This is a genomic window from Mesorhizobium sp. M7A.F.Ca.US.010.02.1.1, assembly GCF_004023085.1.
GTDB lineage: Bacteria > Pseudomonadota > Alphaproteobacteria > Rhizobiales > Rhizobiaceae > Mesorhizobium.
The window spans coordinates 83,321-103,620 of the sequence record NZ_RZRV01000006.1; the positions used below are offsets into that span (position 1 = coordinate 83,321).

The following is a 20,300-nucleotide window of genomic DNA, read 5'->3' on the forward strand; positions in this document are numbered from 1 at the left end:
CGCTCCCTAATGACGGTGACGCCCTTGAAGCCGGAAACAGGGTGAGGCTATGTCATCGCAAAACGCTAGGCAAGCAAAAAAGCCTGGGTGTTTTTTTGCACCGCAATATCGTAAATGATGCGGCGCAATATAAGGAAATAAGTGGGGTAGTATTTGTTAGATGAAGTATTTCTGATTGAGAAATAACGGTGGGCCGGATAAAATTTGATTATTTTTTGAGTTTTACATTTCACCTAAGTGTGGATTTTATTTGGAGGTATTCACTTCGATGTCTCGGCCTGGCCATGTACGTGCCCCATTGGGAATCGATAGTGAGCCAAGCATGAGATGATCGTTGGAGTTGGGGCGTGGAGCGGGCCATGGGGCCGCCATGCGGAACCACCGTCGACCAGCACCGCATTCCTCCTTTGGTCGTATACGGAAGCCATGGGCGCTTGACTGACTCTGCGGCACGTTGCCAACTGCCACGGTGATCCCGACTGGGCGCATCGCGCCCAGGCCAACCGGAGGTTTTCCCGTGATCAGATATGTTGGATTTTCGACTTTGCCGCTGCTCCTTGCCGCGCCGCTGGCCTTCGCAAACCCGGCGGGCGCCGCGGGAGATTACCCGACAGCAACGATTGCCGATTACGTGCTCGGCTGCATGCAGACGAACGGCCAGACACGTCAGGCGCTGGAAAGCTGTTCCTGCTCGATCGACGTCATCGCCTCGATCCTTCCCTACGATCACTATGAGAGAGCCGAGACTTTCAAGAGCATGTCTTTGACCACAGGGGAAAACGCGGGGCTGTTTCGCGAGAGCGCACCGGCGAAGGCAGCCCGTACCGAATTGAAGCGCGCGCAGTCGGAAGCCGACGTGCGCTGCTTTTAGAACCTGCTCAAATCCGCAAGCCGGATGGGGTTCCATCCTTTGTCTGGACAGTACCTTCCCGAAACAAGCTCCACTTTCGGGGTCAAGCTGGCAAGCACCCGGCAGTCCGGCACAGGATATCGAGACTTCAGAGTCCCGCTGTCTCCAGCGGCCACTGATTGCGAAATGTCTTGCCATCCGTATCGATCGCTTCAACCTGGATTTCGCCGTTGCCGTGCACGGTGAAATCAAATCGGAAATTGGGGTCTTCCGAAATCGATATTCCACCTTCCATGGAGAGGATCGGCTGGCCGGCTTGGGAGATCGACAGTTTCTGGACAAAATGCGCCGGTATGAAATACTGGGTCAGCGGATCCCGCTGCAGCCCCGAATTGTTAGGGTGCCGGATCATCAACTGCAGTTCCTCGGTCTTGGTCATCGTCTCTTTGGGCGGGAACTGGCGCAGCTTCATCTGACCCATCGTCGCGTTGGCCTCGTCCTGGTTCTTGACCGCAGGGGCGGAGCATCCGCCTGACGCCTTGACGAAGGTCTGCGCCATATGGAGTTGGCCGCCCTGCGTCTCAGCGATGGCACGCAGATAGGAATAGTCGTTGACGCGCACGCGCGTCGACAGATGCGTCACGCCGGCATCCTTGCCGAGCTGGAACGTTGCCGCCACCGGTGCAGGGTTGGCATCGATGATCAAGGTAACGGATTTGATGCCGTCCGGGGCCTTGGCTGGATCGAGATAGATGTCGACGGGCACGATGGCGGCATCCTGCGCCCGCTTCGGCGCTTCGATCCTGACGACGCCGGTATCGACCAGAATTGCCCGATCGCCGAACACGTCGCCCTTCAAATCCTGCCAGATCCTATCCGAGGACGCGGTTGTTTGCTGTGCGCTGGCGGTTCCCGAGGAGCCGAGCAGCGTGCCGATGGCCAAGATGATCGCGACGAAAACGAATGCGAGCGGCAAAGCGAGCTGCCGGCTCGAGTAAGCGTGATTTTGCATTTCGATGCCTCCACCAATGCAAGAGAGGTGGTGCCCAGGCTGGCGTTGAGGATAAGCCTTTGGCGACGCCTTGGCAAATCGCCGTGCCTTACAGCTGCCTGGCGCATGTCGGTGTCGTCTATTCCCATTCGAGTTCGGCAAATGCGGCCGTTGCGTTGCGCTCGTTGTAGTCGTCGAACAGGTGCCAATTATCCCGTTCGCTTTCGCCAGCGGTTTTGACTGCTTCGCGCAGCGGCGTTCCGTCGGCGATCGCCTTGCGGATATCGCGCGCCAGAACCTCGAAATAGCGTCGCTCCCCCGCCAGCGCCTGTGGCCAGTCGGCCGTTAAAGGACCATGACCTGGAACGACGCGCGCGGCGTCGATCGCGGTGAGCGCATCCATCTGGCGGAGCCATCCAAGCAGGGATCCGTCGAGCGTCGGCAAGGAGCCCATAAACACGAGATCGCCGGCAAAGAGCGTTCTGGTCGCGGGATCGAACACGGTCAGGTCGTTGTCGGTGTGCGCCGCCTTCCATGCCCGCAGTTCGATCATGCGCCCGCCGAGGTCGAGTTGCAGGCGATCGTCGACCAGCATGGTCGGCGACACGATCTCGATCCCCTCCATCAGCGCCTCGCCAAGCTGTTCGCGATAGTTGTGCAGATAGAACGCGCCACGCGCCTCGAGGGCACGCGGCAGATTACGGTGACCGACGATGGTCGCGCCGATCTTCCGGAATGCCGCATTGCCGAAGATATGGTCGGGATGCATGTGGGTGTTGACCAGGAAGCGAACCGGCTTTGCTGTCAGCTTTCCGATCGCGGCGAGAAAGGCGTGCGCCTCGATGAGGCTGCCACCGCTGTCGATGACGGCAACCGCATCGGTGCCGATGACGGCGCCCAGATTGCAGATCGCACCGTCGTTGGCGGCGGTCATCAACTCATCCGCGCCCTGGAAGGCGAAGACGCCGTCGGCGATTTGCCTGACCGAGAACCGCAAGCTGCCGCCTGCGGCCAGAGCGGCTCGTCCGAGGCAGCATGGCAGCAAGGCGGCGCTGGTGGCGGTGCAGGCGAAGCCACTCACAAGCCTGCGTCTTAGCCGATCGATCGACATGAAGGTCTCCGATATGCATTTCGCCTGCAGGCGATCAGGTGACGTCCGGAAATCTATGATGGAACGACCGCAGAAGATCGCTCATCGCCTGCGAATTGCGATGTTGCCGTGGCAACCGTACGTCGAACACGCCGAGCACATGGGTTGGCCGCGGCGCGAGCACGATGATGCGGTCCGACAGCATCAGTGCCTCGTGTAGATTGTGCGTCACCATCAAGGCGGTCGTTGGCCGTGCCGACCATACGGTCAAAAGCAGATGCCGAAGCCGCTCGGCGGTCTGTTCGTCGAGCGAGACAAAGGGTTCGTCCAGGAAAAGCACCGCCGGCTCGGTGGCGAAAGCCCTGGCAAGTGCTGCCCTGCGCGCAAGGCCGAGCGACAGTTCGGCAGGATAGAGCGAGCGCATGCCGGCGAGGCCGAGCGTGTCGAACAGCCTGTCGAGATTTTTCGCTCTCAAGCTTTTCGGCAACGCCAGCCTGACATTCTGCTCCACCGTTCGCCACGGCAGCAGGGTCGGTTCCTGGAAAACGGCGGCGATGCGGTTCGAACCTCCTCGCGGCAACTGGAAGGAGCCGGAAAAGTCTTTGTCCAAGCCAAGCAGGATACGCAGCGTCGTGGTTTTGCCGCAGCCAGACGGTCCCAGCAAGCAGGCGAATTCGCCTTGCCGGACCTCGAAGGAAAGGTCCTGAAGCGCCGTGATCGAGACGCCTCGCGCGGACCTGAAGGTCTTTTCGGCGATGTCGACCTTAAGCGGGACGACGGCGCCAACGGGTTGCATGTCGTTCAACGGGCTGCACCAGGAGAAGTTCAATGACAAGCATCACCGCCACGAAAGCCAGCGTGTAGGCAAGAATGGCGGCGACATCGAAGAGCTGGAAATAGAGATGGATCTGGAAGCCGACACCGTTCGAGCGGCCGAGCAGTTCGACGACCAAGACGATCTTCCAGATGAGGGCGATGCCGGATCGCGATGCGGCGGCAAGATAGGGCTGCAATTGCGGCAGCAGGATATGGCGGATGCGTTCAAGGCGGCCGAAGCGATAGACGGTGGCCATTTCGGCGTAACTTGGATCAAGCGCCCTGGCGCCTTCGCGCATCGTCACCACGACATTCGGGATCTTGTTCACCGCCACCGCGCCGATCGCCGCCGCCTCGTTGAGGCCGAACCAGATATAGCCGAGGACGATGACCACCAGCGCCGGGATGTTGAGGAACAGGATCACCCACGGGTTGAAAAAATGGTCGACACGACGATGGCTGCCGAGCAAAACGCCGATGACGGATCCGATGATCATTGCGACGATATATGCCGCGGCGACCCGGCCGAGGGTCACGCCGAGATGGTAAAAGAGATCGCCGTTCGCAGCCTCCCTGAGAAGCACCTGCCAGACCTGCCCAGGTCCTGGAAAGGCACGGCTTGGCCAGACGCTTGCCGCAAGGTTCCACAGCAGGCAAAGCCCGAGCAGGGAAACCGCTACGGTCAGCGCGGGCACCAGTGCCATCGCCAGGCTACGTCGGCCGGACATGCTCGGCGGGGCATCACGCGTGCCGCCGGTTTCCAATGCGGTCATTTCCGGGGTTCCTGCCAGAATGTGCCGGGCGCCATCTCCGGTGCGCTGCCGACCAGCTTCGCGCCGCCGATCGCCGCCAGCACATGGTATAGCCTGCCGGCGTCGGCCGCTTCGTCGGCGACCGACCGTCTGGGAATGCCCTGGCGGTAGCGATCGCGCAGCTTTTCCAGTTCCTTGCCTTCCGCGCGAATGATCGGCGCCAGGCGCAGCCATTCGTCATCGGATCTGGCCAGCAAGTCCTTGGCTTGCGCGGACGCCCTCACGAAACCCCTGACGGCATCCGGGTTCTGGTTTGCCCATTGGTCATGGAAGACGTAACCGAGCGCCGAAACGGGTCCCAGAGCCCCGAGCGTCTTTGCCGCGTCATTCACGCCGATCAATCGACGGAAGCCATTGGCCTCGAGACGCGCGCAAAAATGCCAGAAATTCAGCACTGCATCGAGTTCGCCCTGTATCGCCTTTTCCGAAATCAGTGGCGGCGCGCCAAAGACGATGTCGCTGGTTGCCGACAGGTCGACGCCGAGATCGCGTCTGGTCAGCGCTTGTATCAGCAGCCAACTCTTGTCGAGCGGGCCGCCGGCGACGCCGATCTTCTTGTCCTTGAGATCGGCGACCGTCCGGATCGGCGAATCCTCCTTCACCATGATCGCACCCACCGCGGTCGAATAGGGGGTCAATGTGAGGTCGCCGCCTTCGGAGCGCTGGCGCGAGACCCACAGCCAGTCGGAGACGATCATATCGATCGCGCCAGCCAGCATCGCGACGTTGGTTGCATCCTCGCCGGCGAAGTCGATGATCTCCAGACCGATCCCGTTCGCGGCATCGAATTTGTGCTGCCTTAGCGTATCGAGTTCCCAACTCACGGTTCCAAACTTCAGCACACCGAGGCGAATCCTGGCTGCCGCAACGCCCGGCCTGGTAGCAAGAACAGCGGCTGTCCCGAGAACCGCCAGACGCAACGTCATGCGCCGTGAAACCATCATGACACCTCCTCCCCAGGGTTCCGCGCTGCCAAATCAAATGGCTCGTTCCTTGTTTGGAAATGCGCATTTCCAGCGCATGACCTTGAGGGTCGGGTGTTCTTGGGACCATTTCGCGATTTCGCTGGGGGCAAGGATCATGCATTGGAACAGAGTGCCGCGGCTCTCGAAATAGAGATGTTCGTCTCGGCAATTGCTCGGATTGGCGCTGAGGCAAACCGTCAATATGAGATCGACCATGTCCATTCAGCACCTCTTGCGCGTTCCCAAACGCTCATCCCGGCGAGCTCAGCCCAACCAGAAGCGAGGGCAAAATCACCGTTTGCCGGATTTCCCGAGGTGCCAATGGAGAAACCGGAGTGAGGTCAAGCTACGCGCTCGCCGGATCACCGTCAACAAAGACGAATGGACGGGTCTGTTGAGCACCCAGGCCTCTAAACCTTTGTACGATTGACTTTCACAACATGCCAATTAGCTTCTGAATCACGCGGCGCGGCTCCACGGGAGAAGCGGATATTCCACACCACCGCGTAAGGCGCATGCCGACGGATCAAAGGATCGGCATGCGCAAATCGTCCAGGGCACCCAGACGATCAATGAGGAAATGCCATGCGCGCAATCGCATTTTTCGCAGTCATGTCCGTTGTGCCCTTCATCGCGAGCCAATCCCAGGCACAGGATGCGGCGGCGGGTGAGAAGGTCTTCGCCAAATGCAAGGTCTGCCACGTCGCCGACCAGGACAAGAACAAGGTCGGCCCGTCGTTGAACGGCGTCATCGGCCGAACGGCCGGCACGCACCCGGGGTTCAGCTATTCTCAGGCGATGGTCGCGGCAGGCAAGTCCGGCGTCAAATGGGATGAACCCACGCTGAAGACTTACCTTCACGATCCCAAGGCCATGGTCAAAGGAACGAAGATGGCGTTTGTCGGCCTCAAACAGGACGAAGACATCGCCAATGTCATCGCCTATCTGAAGCAATTCTCGAAATAGCGCGCCGCCGGCCGTTCGAACTTGCGTTCGGCCGGCGTTCGCCTCGATCACGCATCGGCTTGCAGCCTCTGCATTGCTGAAGGCAGATCGAAAAGGCTGTCGCAAACAAGGTCGGCGCCAAGCTCTTCCACCGGAATGTGGCTATAGCCGCCGCGCAACAGAATGACGGGCATGCCGGCGGCGCGTGCGGCGCCCAGGTCAGCGCCACTGTCTCCGACCAGCAGCGCGTCACCGGCGTCGACCCCAAGCTGTGCCAACGCCAGCAGCAGGGCATCGGGCGCCGGTTTCAGGTATGTCACCGCGTCTCCGCCAACGATTGCGCCGAAATATTCCGTCAATCCGAAATGAAGCAGGATTTCGCGGGTCGCCAACTGCGGTTTGTTGGTTGCCACCCCCATGCTTACTCCGCCCAAATGAAAGTGGGTGAGAGCCTCCCTGACGCCAGGCATCAGCCTTGTCAGGCCGGTCAGATGCCGGCGGTAGATAGGCGCCATGACGCGGTTGGCCTCATCGAGAGCGTTGCCGAGCAGTGGCGCTCCCGACGCCGCGAAGGCTCGCTCGATCAATTTCCTGACGCCGCCGCCGATCATGGCGGTGACCTGATCCAGGCGCAGCGGCGGCAGATCGCGGCTGGCCAGCAATTCGTTGACTGCGGCCGCTATGTCCGGTGCCGAGTCGACTAGCGTGCCGTCGAGGTCGAACAGGATCGCCTTCGGCGATCGAAGCGGCCTACCTGCGCCGACGTTCATGCGGCATCCTTCCACTTGATCGAGCAGCCGATCGAGGCGATCTGGTCCAGCGGCCCGTCGCCGGTTCGGGCAACCTGCTTCATCGCCTCGAACAGATCGCGTCTCAGCCCGGGCGCTCCGGCTTCTCGTCGCGAGGCGTCCAGCCGACCGCGATATTGCAGTCCCAACTCGCTGTTGAACCCGAAGAAATCGGGAGTGCACACGGCTGCGTAATCGCGCGCCACAGTTTGGTGCTGGTCGTGCAGGTAAGGGAAGCTGAAGCCGCTCGTCGTGGCGAATAGCTTCATTTGGTCGAAGGAATCCTCCGGGTAGGCATCGGCATCGTTTGAGTTGATCGCGACAAAGCCGATACCTTCGGCTTTGAGGTCGTTGGCATCGCGCACGATACGTGAAATCACCGCCTTCACATAAGGGCAGTGATTGCAGATGAAGGCCACGACCAGGCCGTTCGGGCCGGCCTGGCTGAAGATCGAATGCGACCTGCCGTCGACGTCAGGCAAAACGGCATCGATGGCGCGCCAGCCGAAATCGCAGACAGGGGGGACGGCCGCCATGCTTGCCTCCGATGGAATGGTTTACGCGGCTTTCCGGATCGCACCGTCGGCCGCCTGTCGGATGGTTCCAATGTTGGCGCGATAGGCCGCCTCGGTGCCCCCCTTGAACACGGCCGACCCGGCGACCAGCACATTGGCGCCGGCCGCGGCGACCAGCGGGGCGGTTTCGGCCGTGACGCCGCCATCGATTTCGATGTCAATCGGGCGGTGGCCAACCAGTGCCTTGATTCGCCTGATCTTCTCGATGACCGCGGAAATGAAGGCCTGGCCGCCAAAGCCTGGATTGACCGTCATCAGAAGCACCAGGTCGAGCCTGTCGAGCACATATTCGATGGCGCTCTCCGGCGTCGAAGGATTCAGCGATACGCCGGCCTTCTTGCCGAGATTTTTGATCGCCTGCAGGGAACGATCGAGATGCGGCCCGGCCTCGGCGTGCACCGTGATGATGTCGCAGCCGGCGTCGGCGAAGGCGGCCAGATAGGGGTCGGCCGGCGCGATCATCAGATGGCAGTCGAAGACTTTGTCCGTTCGGTCGCGGATCGCCTTGATCACCGGCGGACCGAAGGTGATGTTGGGTACGAAATGCCCGTCCATCACGTCGAGATGGATCCAGTCGGCACCCGCCCGCACGACAGCTTCGACCTCGTCGCCGAGCCGCGAGAAATCCGCGGAAAGCACGGAGGGTGCGATGATTGTCCTGGTGACCATGGTCGTCGTCTCCAATCCTGTCTGCGCTGTTGGTCTCTGCGCCAGCCGGCTTCATCCCGTCAGCGCATCTTCGTCTCCGGTTCGCCTTCGAGTTTCCCTTCCGCGAACACGCGGCTGCCGCGGATGTCGGATTCCTCGATGGTGACAAGATCGGCCTTGGTCAACACCCTGCTGCGCGATGCGAAAAGCCGGTTGGCCTGCCGCAGCCGTGCCCGATCGAGCCCATTGCGGACCGAACGCGCGTTGGAGAAATGCGGCAGCCTCATGCGGATCGGAAGATACTCTTCGAGCGCACGGGATGCCGCCTCGCTGAGGCGATAATTCTGCTCCGCGAGCATAATCTCGGCGATAGATTTCAGTTCGCTGACGCCGTAGTCGGGAAAATCGAGGTGGTGGGCGATGCGCGAACGCATGCCGGGATTGCTGTCGAAGAAGCGGTCCATCTTGTTCTTGTAGCCGGCAAGAATCACGACCAGATCGTCACGGTTGTTCTCCATGCACTGCAGCAGGATTTCGATCGATTCCTGGCCGTAGTCGCGTTCGTTCTCGGGCTTGTAGAGATAGTAGGCCTCGTCGATGAAAAGCACGCCGCCCATGGCACGCTTGATCACCTCGCGGGTCTTGGGCGCGGTGTGGCCCACATACTGGCCAACAAGATCGTCGCGCGTCACGGCGACCATGTGGCCTTCGCGGACATAGCCCAGACGATACAGGATTTCGGCCATCCTCAGCGCCACGGTGGTCTTTCCGGTGCCGGGATTTCCCGTAAAGTTCATGTGCAGCGTCGGGGCGCCCGAGGTCAGCCCGAACTTGCGGCGAAGCCGGTCGACCAGGAGGAGAGCGGCGATCTCGCGGATGCGGGTCTTGACCGGCTTCAGGCCAACGAGTTCACGGTCGAGCTTGTCCATCACCTCGTCGATGTTGGAGGCCTCGAACTCGGCCTGCAGATCAACCGTCGCGTCCTGTGCGGCAGCGTCCTTGGTCATCGCGTTCAGCATGGTTCAGCTAGCTCCGCTCGCCCTCGGGCCTGTCGGTCGCATAAGGCACGATCGAATAACCCTGGCTGCGGCCGTCGCGCTCCTGGCGCAGCAGCCGGAATCCGGGTTCGCTGGGCGGCCGGTTGACAATGAACGACATGCGCGGCGCTTCCCAGCCCTTGGTCGAATCGAAGGCGGTCACCCGCACATACATGTTCGGACAGGCTTTCCGGCAAGCATTGACCTCGAGCAGTATGCCCGCCGGATCTTTCAAATCGAACATCGGGTTGCCGTACATTTCCCAGTAGGTGTTTCGCGGATGCGGATCGTCCGTGTACTCGACGCTGACCGCCCAATGGTTCTTCAGCGCGTATTTGATCTGCGCCGAAATCTGCTCGTCGGTCAGGTCGGGCAGGAACGAGAACTGTCCCTGCGTGACCTTGTTTCCCGGATTGGTCATCATGACGACGGTTCCTTTCGTCTAGAAGCTGGGTGTTGCGGTTGGCACGAAGTCGGCCGTGTCGGTCGATTCGTAGTTGAAGGTGACGTCCTTCCAGGTCTCCAGGGCAGCCTTCAGCGGCGTGCACCATCTGGCCGCCTGTTCGAGGATCTTGGTCCCTTCGCGCAAATAATCGCGCCCCTCGTTGCGGGCCAGGATCATCGCTTCCAGGGCGACGCGATTGGCCGTCGCGCCTGCCTGGATGCCGTCCGGATGGCCGATTGTGCCGCCGCCGAACTGCAGGATGACGTCCTCGCCGAGATAGTGGATCAACTGATGCATCTGGCCGGCATGGATGCCGCCCGAGGCGACGGGCATCACCTTGTTGAGCGAGGCCCATTCCTGATCGAAGAACAGCCCGGTTTCGAGGTTCTGCGGCGTGCGCTCCTCACGCAGCGTGTCATAAAATCCCTTGATCATGAGCGGGTCGCCTTCCAGCTTGCCGACCACCGTGCCGGCATGGATGTGGTCGACGCCGGCCATGCGCATCCATTTGCAGATGACGCGGAAATTCATGCCGTGGTTCTTCTGGCGCGAATAGGTCGAGTTGCCGGCACGGTGCAGGTGCAGGATCATGTCGTTGCGGCGTGCCCACTTGGCCATCGACTGGATCGCCGTGTAGCCGATGACGAGGTCGATCATGACGATGCAGGAGCCAAGCTGCTTGGCGAATTCGGCGCGCTCGTACATCTCCTCCATCGTGCCGGCGGTGACGTTGAGATAATGGCCTTTGACCTCGCCGGTGGCAGCCGACGCCTTGTTCACGGCCTCCATGCAGTAGAGGAAGCGGTCGCGCCAGTGCATGAAGGGCTGCGAGTTGATGTTCTCGTCGTCCTTGACGAAATCGAGGCCGCCCTTCAGCGCTTCGTAAACGACGCGGCCGTAATTGCGGCCCGACAGGCCGAGCTTCGGCTTCGTCGTAGCGCCGAGCAGCGGCCGGCCGAACTTGTCGAGCCGCTCACGCTCCACCACGATGCCTGTCGCCGGCCCCTGGAAGGTTTTGAGGTACGCGACCGGGATACGCATGTCTTCCAGCCGCAGCGCCTTGACTGCCTTGAAGCCGAACACATTGCCGATGATCGATGCGGTCAAATTGGCGATCGAGCCCGGCTCGAACAGGTCGAGGTCGTAGGCGATGTAGGCGAAGTACTGTTGTTCGGTCTTGGTTCCGGGACCGGTGTTCGGCACCGGCTCGGATCTGAACGCCTTGGCGCGGTAGAGCTCGCAGGCGGTCAGCCGGTCGGTCCACACCACGGTCCACGTCGCAGTGGAGGATTCGCCGGCGATGGCGGCCGCCGCCTCCTCGTGGTCGACGCCCGGCTGCGGCGTGATCCGGAACATGGCGATCAGATCGGTCTCCTTGGGCCTGTAGTCAGGCTCCCAATAGCCCATCTTCTTGTAGGGGATGACCCCTGACTTATAGCGTTCCTTGCCTTCCTTGAGCGTCCCCGCTGGCAGTATGTCGATCTTGTTCATGACAGGTCTCCTGTTTGTTGCTCAGGCGGCTTTCGCGGTTGCGATATGGGGGTCGAGTTTTCCCGCGGCGTAACGTTTCGCCATCTCGTCCATGGCGATGACCTTGATCTTCGAGGCGTTGGACGCCGTACCGAAGCGCTCGAAGCGGTCCCGGCAAAGGTCGCGCAAGGCATCCATGGCGGGTTTCAGGAATTTGCGGGGATCGAACTCGCGCGGGTCTTCCGTCGCGACGCGGCGGAACTGTCCGGCCATGGCCATGCGGCAATCGGTGTCGATGTTGACCTTGCGCACGCCGTAGCGGATGCCGCGCTCGATCTCCTCGACCGGAACGCCAAAGGTCTGGGGCATCTCGCCGCCGTATCTGTTGATGATGTCCTGCAGCTCCTGCGGCACCGAGGAAGAGCCGTGCATGACCAGATGCGTGTTGGGCAGCTTCTCGTGGATCGCCTCGATCACCTGCATGGCCAGGATGTCGCCGTCCGGCTTGCGGGTGAATTTGTAGGCGCCGTGCGAGGTGCCGCAGGCAATCGCCAGCGCGTCGACCTGGGTTGCAGTCACAAAGTCGACCGCCTGATCGGGATCGGTCAAGAGTTGGTCGTGAGAGAGCGCGCCCTCGGCGCCGTGGCCATCCTCCGCCTCGCTTTGGCCGGTTTCCAGCGAGCCGAGCACGCCCAGTTCGCCTTCGACGGAAGCGCCGACCCAATGCGCCATGCGTGCGACGCGTTCGGTTATGGCGACGTTGTAGTCGTAGCTTGCCGGCGTCTTGGCGTCCGCCATCAAGGATCCGTCCATCATCACCGAGGTGAAGCCGTGGCGGATCGCGGAAAGGCAGGTGGCCTCGCTGTTGCCGTGGTCTTGATGGATGCATAGCGGGATGGCCGGGTGGATTTCGGTCAGCGCCTCCATCATCTTGGCCAGCATGATGTCGTTGGCATAGGACCGGGCGCCACGTGAAGCCTGGATGATGACTGGCGCGTCGCAGGCCTTGGCCGCCTCCATGATGGCGAGGCCCTGTTCCATGTTGTTGATGTTGAATGCCGGAACGCCGTAGCCGTGCTCGGCGGCATGGTCGAGAAGCTGGCGAAGGGTGATGCGAGCCATTGTGAATCCTCCTAGATGATGAGCTTCAGCGCCGCTGCAGCAACCGCTTCGGACGTTATGTTGAAATGCCGGTAGAGGTCGGGGGCAGGGGCGCTGGCGCCGAAGCCGGTCATGCCGACGAAAGCGCCGGTCTCGCCGATCCAGCGATCCCAGCCCAGCCGGGCTGCCGCTTCGACCGCGACGCGCGGCGCCGAGCCGAGAACGGCCTTGCGGGTGGCGCTTTCCTGCTCCTCGAAAAGCTCCCAGCACGGCATCGACACGACGGCGACGGCGACGCCATGCTCGGTCTCCAGCCTTTCGGCGGCAGCAACCGCGATCTCGACCTCCGAGCCGGTGGCGATCAGGGTGACGGCGCGGTGCTTTGTCGGCTCGCGCAGGATGTAAGCGCCTTGGCAGGAGCGGTTCTCGTCGCTGTGCGACCGACGCAGCATCGGCAAGTTCTGGCGCGACAGCACCAGGACGCTCGGCCGATCCTTGCTCTTTAGCGCGAGTTCCCAGCACTCCGCCGTTTCGATGACATCCGCCGGGCGGAAGACGTTGAGATTAGGCGTGGCACGCAGCATCGCAAGGTGCTCGACCGGCTGGTGCGTCGGGCCGTCCTCGCCGAGGCCGATGGAATCGTGTGTCATCACATAGATGACGCGCTGGCCCATGAGCGCCGAGAGCCGCATCGCGCCGCGCGCATAATCGGCGAAGCACAGGAACGTACCGCCATAGGGCACGAAACCGCCATGCAGCGCGATGCCGTTCATGGCGGCAGCCATGCCGTGCTCACGAATGCCGTAGTGAATGTAGCGGCCCGCATAATCACCCGGCGCAATGCGGTTCATGCCCTTGGTGATCGTCAGATTTGAATGCGTCAGATCGGCCGAGCCGCCGACGGTCAATTCCGTTACGCCGTTGATGGCCTCCAGCGCCATTTCGGAGGCTTTTCGCGTCGCCACCTTGGTTGCCTTCTCGACATGTTCGCGACGAAAGGCGTCGAGCGCTTTGAAGACGGTGTCGGGCAGTTCGGCGGCGACGGCGCTCTCAAAAGCCTCGCGCCGCGGCGAGGCGGCAAGCCGCTGCTCCCAGGCGCGCCGCATCGCTTCGCCGCGACCGGCAATCTCGCGCCAGGCGAAAAGGATATCATCCGGCACATCGAACGGCGCGTGGGCCCAGCCGATGTTTTCGCGTGTCGCGGCGATCTCTGCTTCACCCAGCGGTGCGCCGTGCGTCTTCTCCGAACCGCCGAGATTGGGGGCACCCATGCCGATCACTGTGCGGCAGGCAATCAGCGATGGCCGATCCGACCGCCGCGCCGACTCGATTGTCGCGGCGACTGCCTCCATGTCGTGGCCGGCGACGCTTTGGACATCCCAGCCGGCGGCCTTGAAGCGCGCCGGCTGGTCCATCGACGTGGAGAGGGAGGTCGGCCCGTCAATGGAAATCGCATTGTCGTCCCAGAAGACGATCAGGCGGGAAAGCTTCAGGTGACCAGCGAGGTCTATCGCCTCGTGACTGATGCCCTCCTGAAGGCAGCCGTCGCCCGCAATCACATAGGTATGATGATCGACCAGATCGGTACCGTAGCGGGCGGCAAGCATACGTTCCGCCAGCGCCATGCCGACCGCCGTGGAAATGCCCTGTCCCAGCGGTCCGGTGGTGGTCTCCACGCCAAGCGCATGGCCGTATTCCGGATGTCCGGCGGTGCGGCTGCCCAACTGCCGAAATCGCTGCAATTCCTCGATCTGCATGTCTTCATAGCCGAGCAGATGATGCAGCGCGTATTGCAGCATCGAGCCGTGGCCGGCTGAAAGCACGAAACGGTCACGGTCGGGCCAGCCCGGCCTCGACGGATCGATGTTGATGAAGCGGTTGAACAGCACCGTTGCGACATCGGCCATGCCCATCGGCATGCCAGGGTGACCCGAATTCGCCTTTTGGACACTGTCCATCGCCAGCGCGCGAATGGCGTTCGCCATGTCGCGCTCCGAGACGGGAGCGGTTGTGGTGACGGGCTTCAGTGCTGTTTGGCTGGTCATTGCATCCTCCTCACGACACACGGCTCTTGCGTTCAATCAATTGCAGGATGAGCGGCGTCAGGATCAGCTGCATGGCAAGATCGAGCTTGTTGCCTGGCACCACGATGGAATTTGGCCGCGACATGAACGAGTCGTGGATCATCGACAGCAGATACGGAAAATCGATGCCGCGCGGATTGGCGAAGCGGATAACCAGCATCGATTCGTCCGGCGTCGGGATCCAGCGCGCGATGAACGGGTTGGACGTGTCGACGATCGGCACGCGCTGGAAGTTGATGGCGGTCTGCGAGAATTGCGGGACGATGTAGCGGACATAGTCGGGCATCCGGCGCAGGATCACGTCCATCACCGCCTCGGTGGAATAGCCGCGTGTCGAACGGTCGCGATGGATCTTCTGGATCCATTCGAGATTGATGACCGGCACGACGCCGATCTTGAGATCCGCATGCTTGGCCAAATTGATCGTGTCGGTGACGACACAGCCGTGCAGCCCCTCGTAGAAGAGCAGGTCGCTGGGAGCGAATTCGCGCCATTCGGTAAAGGTTCCCGGTGGCGTGCCGTGCTGCTTTTCCTCTTCCTCATCATGAATGTAGGTGCGGGTCTTGCCGGTTCCGCGGCGGCCATATTCCGTGAACACCTCTTCGAGAATTCCGAGTTCGTTGGCCGCGGCATTGAAATGGGTGAAGTTCGGGTTGCCGGCCTTTTCCTCCTCGGCCACCTTTGCCTTCATCGCCGCGCGGTCGTAGCGGTGGAATGCGTCGCCTTCGATGAAAGCGGCCTCGATGTTCTCGCGCCGGAAAATCAGCTCGAAGATGCGCTTGACCGAGGTCGTGCCGGCGCCCGACGACCCGGTGATGGTGATGATGGGGTGCTTGGCTGACATGGTGCTGCTCAGGCTCTGAACAGGCCGCGGCGGCTGAACAGCGGCGCACGCTCACCGATGTTGCTCGGCTCTGTGTGGTAGCGGGTGATGCGCGCGACTTCCCGCGCCGACCCGAAGATCATCGGCACGCGCTGATGCAGGCTCTCGGGTTCGATTTCCAGGATGCGGTTGATCGCATCGGTGGCGGCACCGCCAGCCTGTTCTATGAGATAGGCGATCGGGTTGGCCTCGTAGACGAGGCGCAGCCGTCCCTGACCATAGCCCTTGCGCCGATCGCCGGGGTAGAGAAAAACGCCGCCGCGCATCAATATGCGGTAACAGTCGGCAACCAGAGAGGCGATCCAGCGCATGTTGAAATCCTTCTCGCGCGGTCCTTCGGTGCCCTCCAGGCAGTCGTCTACATAGAGCCGCACGGCCTCGTCCCAGTGCCGGTAGTTGGCGGCGTTGATGGCGAACTCCTGAGTGCGTTGCGGAATGATCCGGCTTTCATAGGCCTGGACGAAGGTTCCGAGCCTTGTCGAGAAGACGAAGACATGCGTGCCGCTGCCGAGCGACAGGACGAGTGCCAGCTGCGGCCCATAGATGAAGAAACCGGCGCCTAGCTGGTTCACGCCCGCCTGCAGGAAAGAGGCGGCCGGATCAGCGTCCGGCGCGCCAGTTGCGGTCAGGAGCGAGAAGATCGTTCCGATCGACACGTTGGTGTCGATGTTGGAAGAGCCGTCGAGCGGGTCGATCGCGATGGCGAGTGGCGCTTGCCTGTCGAGCAGGACTGGCTGCTCCAGCTCCTCGGAGGCGTAAAGCGCGACCGGTGCACGGCGCATGGCGTCGAGGAAGATGTCGTCGGAGAAGACGTCGAGATCCTTCTGGACGTCGCCATCGGCATTGGCGCCACGGGTTTCGGCAAAGGCGGCGCCGAGCACCCCTTGGTTGATGGTGTTGCGGACCTTGATGGCGGCCTGTGTCAACTGACGGACGGTCGTCACAACTGCCGAGCGAAATTCGTCAGGCTGGCCGAGATAGGAGTTCAGAAAAGCGTCGAGCGTTGCCGCTGGCATCGTAACCTCCCGGTCGGGCCGCATCTCCTCGGAGCGGCTGGACTGGAGGAATGGAAACAAACGTCGCCAGATAAGTAAAATTCAATAACTTTACTTAATCAGTAAAAATAATTTAGTATGCGGCATGAGAAACCTCACCCTTAAGCATTTCAAGACCGTCCAGGCAATCATCAAGTGCGGCAAAATTGTCAGCGCAGCCAAGATGTTAGGTCTGTCTCCTCCAGCGCTGACAATCCAGCTGCGGCAAGTGGAGGAAGAATTCCAGCTGGCTCTGTTCGACCGAACGTCGGACGGCATGCGTCCCACTGCCGCAGGTCGGGCTTTCGTCGAGACAGCGCAGGTTATCGAGGAGCATCTCGGTTTGCTCGAAGACAAGATGGATGCCATCAAGGGCGTACGCACCGGCAGCTTGAGGCTCGGCGTTGTTTCCACCGCCAAATATTTCGCGCCGCGGCTGATGGCTGCGTTCATGAAGGACCATCCCGACATCGACATGCGGCTTGCCATCGGCAACCGTGCCCAGACGATCGACAACCTCAGGAATCACGACATCGATATCGCGCTGATGGGGCGCCCGGCGAAGGAGGTTCCGGTGCGTGCTTCGGTCTTCGGCGATCACCCGCTGGTCATCATCGCGCCGCCCGACCATCCGTTGGTCGCGGCGCGCGATATCTCCAAGGAGCGCATCGCCGAGGAGCATTTCCTTATTCGCGAGCCCGGCTCCGGAACCCGCATCTCGTTGGAAATATTCCTGAGCGACGTGCCTGGGCGCATCGACGACCTCGGTGTCGAGATGGCCTCGAACGAAACGATCAAGCAGGCGGTGATGGCTGGTCTGGGCATCGCCTTCATCTCTGCCCACACCATCGCTGCGGAAACCGAAGCAGGCCGGCTCGTCATCCTCGACGTTGTCGGCATGCCGATCCGCCGGCAATGGTTCTCGGTGATGCGGACCGATCACGCAATCTCGCCGGCCATGGCCACGTTCAACGATTTCCTGATGCGCAAGGGCGCGATGTATCTGCCCCTTTTCGGAAAGCTGTATCCAGACAAGGCGGGATGACATTTTACGAACGCAACGGATGAAAGTCCGGTGGAGAACGCCCGCGATCGTTGGTGTTATATAAGCGATATGTTATGTTGCAGTGCGAAAGAGCGGGGGCCACGTCCTTTCACATCCGTAAGCGATCCGTATGTGCAACCCCTGCAGACTGTTCGGAAATCTCCCGGGTAGGGTTCGGGAATTCGATGGGGAAAAGGGGTAATGCTTTACACACTCGTTATGATGGTCTGCCTGACGGATGTACCGCGGACCTGCGAACAACGCGAACAAATGGTAGACGGTCTGGCGATGAATCCCGGGACTGCCTTCATGCAGGCGCAGCCGCTGGTGGCTCGGTGGATCGAGACGCATCCCGGTTATTTCGTGCAGCGCTGGCGTGTGCTGCCTGGCAGGGGGTCATGAGGCAGGCGCCAAGGTCTATTTCTTCACGACGAGCGTTTCCGAGACGGTCTTCGACAACTGGTAAAGCCGCTGCTCGATTATCGTGGGCACATCGCAGACATAAGTCAGCGACTGGACCCGTTCGGTGAAAATTCGCGTCGCGAAATTCAGCTGGTCGGTTCGCCGTTCGACTTCGTCCGGATCCGCATCGGCCTTGGCGCGCAGCGCGTCGACTTCGGATGCTTCCTTGCGCAACTGTGCCGCCATTTCGAGCTGTTTGTGCGCATAGCGGGAGATGCCGGAGATCACGTGCGAACGCTCGGCGTCCATATGGTCGAACATTCCCTGCACCAGCATCGTCATTTTTGGTGCGACCTGCTCGGCCGACAGGGAAGTCGCGAAATCCTTGATCTCTTTCTGGGCTTCGGCAATCGGCGTCCGCCGGGCCGCCACCGCCTCGACAAGCGCCGACACACGGGCATCCTTCGCCCAATCTTTCGCGGTCGCAGGAAGCTCCGGCCCATTCCAGATCTGGCCAAGCGAGAGCTGTGGCACCTTACGCTGCATGCAGGGCCAGTCGGGATCGGTGTTTGCCGCGCCGGCGCTCCCCATCGAGGCAAGCGTGGCGACCAGAACCAGAGTGTGAGCAAGCCTCATTCGCGCCATCAGGCGTTTCCTCCCATGTCCTGTTTGCGGATCAACAAACCGCGCGAAGGATCGTATGCGATGATGGCGCCGCCCAGAAACAGCAGCGTGCAGCCGGCGACGACGCCCAGCGACAGCCATTCGATCTGTCCGTAGAAGGCAAAGCGGATCAGTTCGACGGCATAGGTGAACGGGTTGCAGAGGCAGATCTTGTAGAGCAGCGGGCTCGCCTCCTGGATGCGCCACAAGGGATAGAGCGCCGGAGACGCGAAATAGCCGGGAAAGATGACGAAGTTCATGATGCCGGCGAAGTTTTCGAGCTGCTTGATCAGCGAAGACAAGAGCATACCGAGCGCGCAAAGCATCATGCCCGACAGGAACAGTGCCGGCAGCACGTAGAGGTAGCCGAGTGGCGGCGCCTTGACGCCCCACAACCAGGCAACGATCAGGAACGCGTAGACCTGCACGATCGATACGGCCACACCGGCCAGCATCTTCGACACCAGCAGGAACCAGCGCGGAAACGGGCTGACCAGCAGGATGCGCATGTTGCCCATCTCGCGGTCGTAGACCATCGACAGCGAAGACTGCATGCCGGAAAACAGCAGGATCATGCCGCAAAGGCCCGGTGTGATATAGACCTCGTAGAGCACATAGGTCTTGTAGGGCGGGATGATCGACACGCCGAGCACCTGGCGAAAGCCGGCGGCGAAGATGAACAGCCAGACGAGCGGCCGGACCAGCGAGGAAATGAAGCGTTCGCGCTGGTGCAGGAAGCGCAGGCACTCGCGCAGGACGACGCCTTTCAGGCAAATGAGATAGTGGCGCAGGCCGAATGGCTCAGACCGCACCGGCATGATGCCGGCGACCTTTCCAGGCATCGCAGGAGCGCTCATGGCGACGTCTCCGCCATGCCCGCCGCATCGACGCGGCTGAGCTTCGAAAAGGTTTCGCGAATCGAATTTCCACCGTTCGCACGGGTCACATCCGACACCTTGCCGCTCGCGACCAGGTCACCTCGCCGCAGTATGACGACATGGTCGGCGTCTTCGACTTCGTCGATCAGATGCGTGGCCCAGAGCACGCCGATGCCCTCTGCCTGGACGAGCTTGCGGATGGTGGCGAGGATGCCCGCGCGGGACTCGATGTCGAGGCCGACGGTCGCCTCGTCAAGCAGGAGCAGGGAAGGTCGGTGAAGCAGCGCCCTGGCGATTTCGATGCGTCGCATCTGACCGCCGGAGAGGCTGCGTGCCTTGTCGTGCTGGCGGCCCTGCATGTCGACCGTTTCAAGCAGCGCGGCAATGCGCTGGCGAGCTTCGCGTCCGCCAATGCCATGCAGCGAGGCGTGGTAGGAGAGATTCTGGTAGACGCTGAGGTCGAGGTCGAGCGTGCGTGCCTGGAACACGATGCCGACCCGTCTGAGTGCTTCGCCGGACGCGCGGCGAATGTCATGGCCGAAGATGCGGATCGATCCGTGACGCGTGTCGTAGAGGTGGCTTATCAGTGAGAACAGCGTTGTCTTGCCGGCCCCGTTGAGGCCGAGCAGAACGGTGAAAGTCGCCGGCGCGATCGAGAAGGAGACGTCGTTGAGCGCCCGCTTCTGGCCATAGGAATGGCTGACGGCGCCGACATCGAGCGCCGCCACCTCTTCTCCCGGACCGTTTGTCCTCATATGCTGCATGCCGGGTCGCTCCT

23 protein-coding genes are annotated in these 20,300 nt (G+C 61.5%); 4 read left to right on the top strand and 19 right to left on the bottom strand.

Going from position 1 to position 20,300, the window contains the following annotated elements; genetic code table 11:
- The first annotated feature begins 517 nt into the window (after positions 1 to 517).
- Entirely contained in the window at positions 518 to 871 is a 354-nt protein-coding gene (locus EOA19_RS08595) for a hypothetical protein (protein ID WP_023810388.1), read from the top strand.
- A gap of 127 nt (positions 872 to 998) precedes the next feature.
- Here the strand turns inward: EOA19_RS08595 and EOA19_RS08600 are convergent, their stop codons facing one another.
- The 6 genes from EOA19_RS08600 to EOA19_RS08625 all read right to left on the bottom strand — a co-directional run bounded on the left by EOA19_RS08600 (position 999) and on the right by EOA19_RS08625 (position 5,746).
- Positions 999 to 1,862 (bottom strand): quinoprotein dehydrogenase-associated SoxYZ-like carrier, encoded by an 864-nt coding sequence (locus EOA19_RS08600; protein ID WP_023810389.1) that lies wholly within the window; start codon positions 1,860 to 1,862, stop codon positions 999 to 1,001.
- A 118-nt stretch (positions 1,863 to 1,980) separates the two neighbouring features.
- Positions 1,981 to 2,952: a quinoprotein relay system zinc metallohydrolase 2 gene (locus EOA19_RS08605; RefSeq protein WP_128303313.1), complete on the bottom strand. Its 972-nt coding sequence runs from the start codon at positions 2,950 to 2,952 to the stop codon at positions 1,981 to 1,983.
- Positions 2,953 to 2,986: 34 nt separating this feature from the next.
- Positions 2,987 to 3,727, bottom strand: coding sequence for an ATP-binding cassette domain-containing protein (locus EOA19_RS08610; protein ID WP_128303395.1), 741 nt, complete (start codon positions 3,725 to 3,727; stop codon positions 2,987 to 2,989).
- Positions 3,696 to 4,520, bottom strand: a complete 825-nt coding sequence (locus tag EOA19_RS08615; protein ID WP_128303314.1) for an ABC transporter permease — start codon at positions 4,518 to 4,520, stop codon at positions 3,696 to 3,698. The genes EOA19_RS08610 and EOA19_RS08615 overlap by 32 nt, the downstream gene beginning before the upstream one ends.
- Positions 4,517 to 5,503 (bottom strand): ABC transporter substrate-binding protein, encoded by a 987-nt coding sequence (locus tag EOA19_RS08620; protein ID WP_128303315.1) that lies wholly within the window; start codon positions 5,501 to 5,503, stop codon positions 4,517 to 4,519. The genes EOA19_RS08615 and EOA19_RS08620 overlap by 4 nt, the downstream gene beginning before the upstream one ends.
- A gap of 33 nt (positions 5,504 to 5,536) precedes the next feature.
- Positions 5,537 to 5,746, bottom strand: coding sequence for a hypothetical protein (locus EOA19_RS08625; protein WP_023810394.1), 210 nt, complete (start codon positions 5,744 to 5,746; stop codon positions 5,537 to 5,539).
- A 363-nt stretch (positions 5,747 to 6,109) separates the two neighbouring features.
- Here EOA19_RS08625 and EOA19_RS08630 point away from each other — a divergent pair, with 363 nt between their 5' ends.
- Entirely contained in the window at positions 6,110 to 6,490 is a 381-nt protein-coding gene (locus EOA19_RS08630) for a cytochrome c family protein (protein ID WP_024504374.1), read from the top strand.
- Between the two features lie 47 nt (positions 6,491 to 6,537).
- Here EOA19_RS08630 and gph read toward each other — a convergent pair whose 3' ends face one another.
- The 10 genes from gph to EOA19_RS08680 are packed head-to-tail and all read right to left on the bottom strand — an operon-like array spanning position 6,538 to position 16,516.
- Positions 6,538 to 7,239, bottom strand: a complete 702-nt coding sequence (gene gph, locus EOA19_RS08635) for a phosphoglycolate phosphatase (protein WP_128303316.1) — start codon at positions 7,237 to 7,239, stop codon at positions 6,538 to 6,540.
- A complete protein-coding gene (locus tag EOA19_RS08640; protein ID WP_023810397.1) occupies positions 7,236 to 7,793 on the bottom strand; it encodes a thioredoxin family protein in 558 nt (185 codons plus the stop codon). Before EOA19_RS08640 ends, gph begins: the two co-directional genes overlap by 4 nt.
- Before the next feature lie 21 nt (positions 7,794 to 7,814).
- Complete coding sequence (rpe, locus tag EOA19_RS08645) at positions 7,815 to 8,501, bottom strand: ribulose-phosphate 3-epimerase (RefSeq protein ID WP_128303317.1); 687 nt, start codon at positions 8,499 to 8,501, stop codon at positions 7,815 to 7,817.
- A 59-nt stretch (positions 8,502 to 8,560) separates the two neighbouring features.
- Positions 8,561 to 9,499, bottom strand: a complete 939-nt coding sequence (gene cbbX / locus EOA19_RS08650; protein ID WP_128303318.1) for a CbbX protein — start codon at positions 9,497 to 9,499, stop codon at positions 8,561 to 8,563.
- A gap of 7 nt (positions 9,500 to 9,506) precedes the next feature.
- Positions 9,507 to 9,941, bottom strand: a complete 435-nt coding sequence (locus EOA19_RS08655) for a ribulose bisphosphate carboxylase small subunit (protein ID WP_013532057.1) — start codon at positions 9,939 to 9,941, stop codon at positions 9,507 to 9,509.
- 18 nt (positions 9,942 to 9,959) lie between these two features.
- On the bottom strand, positions 9,960 to 11,453 hold the full coding sequence (locus EOA19_RS08660) for a ribulose-bisphosphate carboxylase large subunit (protein WP_013532056.1): 1,494 nt from the start codon (positions 11,451 to 11,453) through the stop codon (positions 9,960 to 9,962).
- A gap of 21 nt (positions 11,454 to 11,474) precedes the next feature.
- Positions 11,475 to 12,554 carry a class II fructose-bisphosphate aldolase gene (gene fba, locus EOA19_RS08665; protein WP_023810402.1) on the bottom strand — a complete coding sequence of 360 codons (1,080 nt, stop codon included), beginning with the start codon at positions 12,552 to 12,554 and terminating at the stop codon, positions 11,475 to 11,477.
- 11 nt (positions 12,555 to 12,565) lie between these two features.
- Positions 12,566 to 14,578 (bottom strand): transketolase, encoded by a 2,013-nt coding sequence (tkt, locus tag EOA19_RS08670; RefSeq protein ID WP_128303319.1) that lies wholly within the window; start codon positions 14,576 to 14,578, stop codon positions 12,566 to 12,568.
- Positions 14,579 to 14,588: 10 nt separating this feature from the next.
- Positions 14,589 to 15,461: a phosphoribulokinase gene (locus EOA19_RS08675; protein ID WP_128303320.1), complete on the bottom strand. Its 873-nt coding sequence runs from the start codon at positions 15,459 to 15,461 to the stop codon at positions 14,589 to 14,591.
- Between the two features lie 8 nt (positions 15,462 to 15,469).
- Positions 15,470 to 16,516, bottom strand: coding sequence for a class 1 fructose-bisphosphatase (locus tag EOA19_RS08680; protein ID WP_023810405.1), 1,047 nt, complete (start codon positions 16,514 to 16,516; stop codon positions 15,470 to 15,472).
- Between the two features lie 124 nt (positions 16,517 to 16,640).
- Here EOA19_RS08680 and EOA19_RS08685 point away from each other — a divergent pair, with 124 nt between their 5' ends.
- Positions 16,641 to 17,579, top strand: coding sequence for a LysR family transcriptional regulator (locus EOA19_RS08685; RefSeq protein WP_127319312.1), 939 nt, complete (start codon positions 16,641 to 16,643; stop codon positions 17,577 to 17,579).
- A 201-nt stretch (positions 17,580 to 17,780) separates the two neighbouring features.
- Entirely contained in the window at positions 17,781 to 17,981 is a 201-nt protein-coding gene (locus EOA19_RS08690) for a hypothetical protein (RefSeq protein ID WP_023810407.1), read from the top strand.
- A 15-nt stretch (positions 17,982 to 17,996) separates the two neighbouring features.
- On the opposite strand, the gene EOA19_RS08695 is transcribed toward EOA19_RS08690, so the two are convergent.
- From EOA19_RS08695 to EOA19_RS08705, 3 genes are read right to left on the bottom strand one after another with little or no spacing between them, the layout of a single operon-like run.
- Complete coding sequence (locus tag EOA19_RS08695) at positions 17,997 to 18,626, bottom strand: hypothetical protein (RefSeq protein ID WP_023810408.1); 630 nt, start codon at positions 18,624 to 18,626, stop codon at positions 17,997 to 17,999.
- The gene (locus EOA19_RS08700) at positions 18,626 to 19,462 is read right to left on the bottom strand and encodes an ABC transporter permease (RefSeq protein WP_050592673.1); all 837 of its coding nucleotides are present in this window, start codon (positions 19,460 to 19,462) and stop codon (positions 18,626 to 18,628) included. The genes EOA19_RS08695 and EOA19_RS08700 overlap by 1 nt, the downstream gene beginning before the upstream one ends.
- Before the next feature lie 35 nt (positions 19,463 to 19,497).
- Entirely contained in the window at positions 19,498 to 20,286 is a 789-nt protein-coding gene (locus tag EOA19_RS08705) for an ATP-binding cassette domain-containing protein (RefSeq protein WP_128303321.1), read from the bottom strand.
- Positions 20,287 to 20,300 lie beyond the last annotated feature (14 nt).

Excerpts from the sequence above, each read along its gene's own strand:
- EOA19_RS08600 (WP_023810389.1), bottom strand. The coding sequence starts at position 1,862 with ATGCAAAATCACGCTTACTCGAGCCGGCAGCTCGCTTTGCCGCTCGCA.
- EOA19_RS08690 (WP_023810407.1), top strand. The coding sequence starts at position 17,781 with ATGCTTTACACACTCGTTATGATGGTCTGCCTGACGGATGTACCGCGG.
- EOA19_RS08680 (WP_023810405.1), bottom strand. The coding sequence starts at position 16,516 with ATGCCAGCGGCAACGCTCGACGCTTTTCTGAACTCCTATCTCGGCCAG.
- EOA19_RS08685 (WP_127319312.1), top strand. The coding sequence starts at position 16,641 with ATGAGAAACCTCACCCTTAAGCATTTCAAGACCGTCCAGGCAATCATC.
- EOA19_RS08700 (WP_050592673.1), bottom strand. The coding sequence starts at position 19,462 with ATGCCGGTGCGGTCTGAGCCATTCGGCCTGCGCCACTATCTCATTTGC.
- EOA19_RS08660 (WP_013532056.1), bottom strand. The coding sequence starts at position 11,453 with ATGAACAAGATCGACATACTGCCAGCGGGGACGCTCAAGGAAGGCAAG.
- EOA19_RS08655 (WP_013532057.1), bottom strand. The coding sequence starts at position 9,941 with ATGATGACCAATCCGGGAAACAAGGTCACGCAGGGACAGTTCTCGTTC.
- EOA19_RS08630 (WP_024504374.1), top strand. The coding sequence starts at position 6,110 with ATGCGCGCAATCGCATTTTTCGCAGTCATGTCCGTTGTGCCCTTCATC.
- EOA19_RS08625 (WP_023810394.1), bottom strand. The coding sequence starts at position 5,746 with ATGGACATGGTCGATCTCATATTGACGGTTTGCCTCAGCGCCAATCCG.
- EOA19_RS08705 (WP_128303321.1), bottom strand. The coding sequence starts at position 20,286 with ATGCAGCATATGAGGACAAACGGTCCGGGAGAAGAGGTGGCGGCGCTC.
- fba (WP_023810402.1), bottom strand. The coding sequence starts at position 12,554 with ATGGCTCGCATCACCCTTCGCCAGCTTCTCGACCATGCCGCCGAGCAC.
- EOA19_RS08620 (WP_128303315.1), bottom strand. The coding sequence starts at position 5,503 with ATGATGGTTTCACGGCGCATGACGTTGCGTCTGGCGGTTCTCGGGACA.
- EOA19_RS08610 (WP_128303395.1), bottom strand. The coding sequence starts at position 3,727 with ATGCAACCCGTTGGCGCCGTCGTCCCGCTTAAGGTCGACATCGCCGAA.
- EOA19_RS08695 (WP_023810408.1), bottom strand. The coding sequence starts at position 18,626 with ATGGCGCGAATGAGGCTTGCTCACACTCTGGTTCTGGTCGCCACGCTT.
- cbbX (WP_128303318.1), bottom strand. The coding sequence starts at position 9,499 with ATGCTGAACGCGATGACCAAGGACGCTGCCGCACAGGACGCGACGGTT.
- gph (WP_128303316.1), bottom strand. The coding sequence starts at position 7,239 with ATGAACGTCGGCGCAGGTAGGCCGCTTCGATCGCCGAAGGCGATCCTG.
- tkt (WP_128303319.1), bottom strand. The coding sequence starts at position 14,578 with ATGACCAGCCAAACAGCACTGAAGCCCGTCACCACAACCGCTCCCGTC.
- EOA19_RS08605 (WP_128303313.1), bottom strand. The coding sequence starts at position 2,952 with ATGTCGATCGATCGGCTAAGACGCAGGCTTGTGAGTGGCTTCGCCTGC.
- rpe (WP_128303317.1), bottom strand. The coding sequence starts at position 8,501 with ATGGTCACCAGGACAATCATCGCACCCTCCGTGCTTTCCGCGGATTTC.
- EOA19_RS08615 (WP_128303314.1), bottom strand. The coding sequence starts at position 4,520 with ATGACCGCATTGGAAACCGGCGGCACGCGTGATGCCCCGCCGAGCATG.
- EOA19_RS08640 (WP_023810397.1), bottom strand. The coding sequence starts at position 7,793 with ATGGCGGCCGTCCCCCCTGTCTGCGATTTCGGCTGGCGCGCCATCGAT.
- EOA19_RS08675 (WP_128303320.1), bottom strand. The coding sequence starts at position 15,461 with ATGTCAGCCAAGCACCCCATCATCACCATCACCGGGTCGTCGGGCGCC.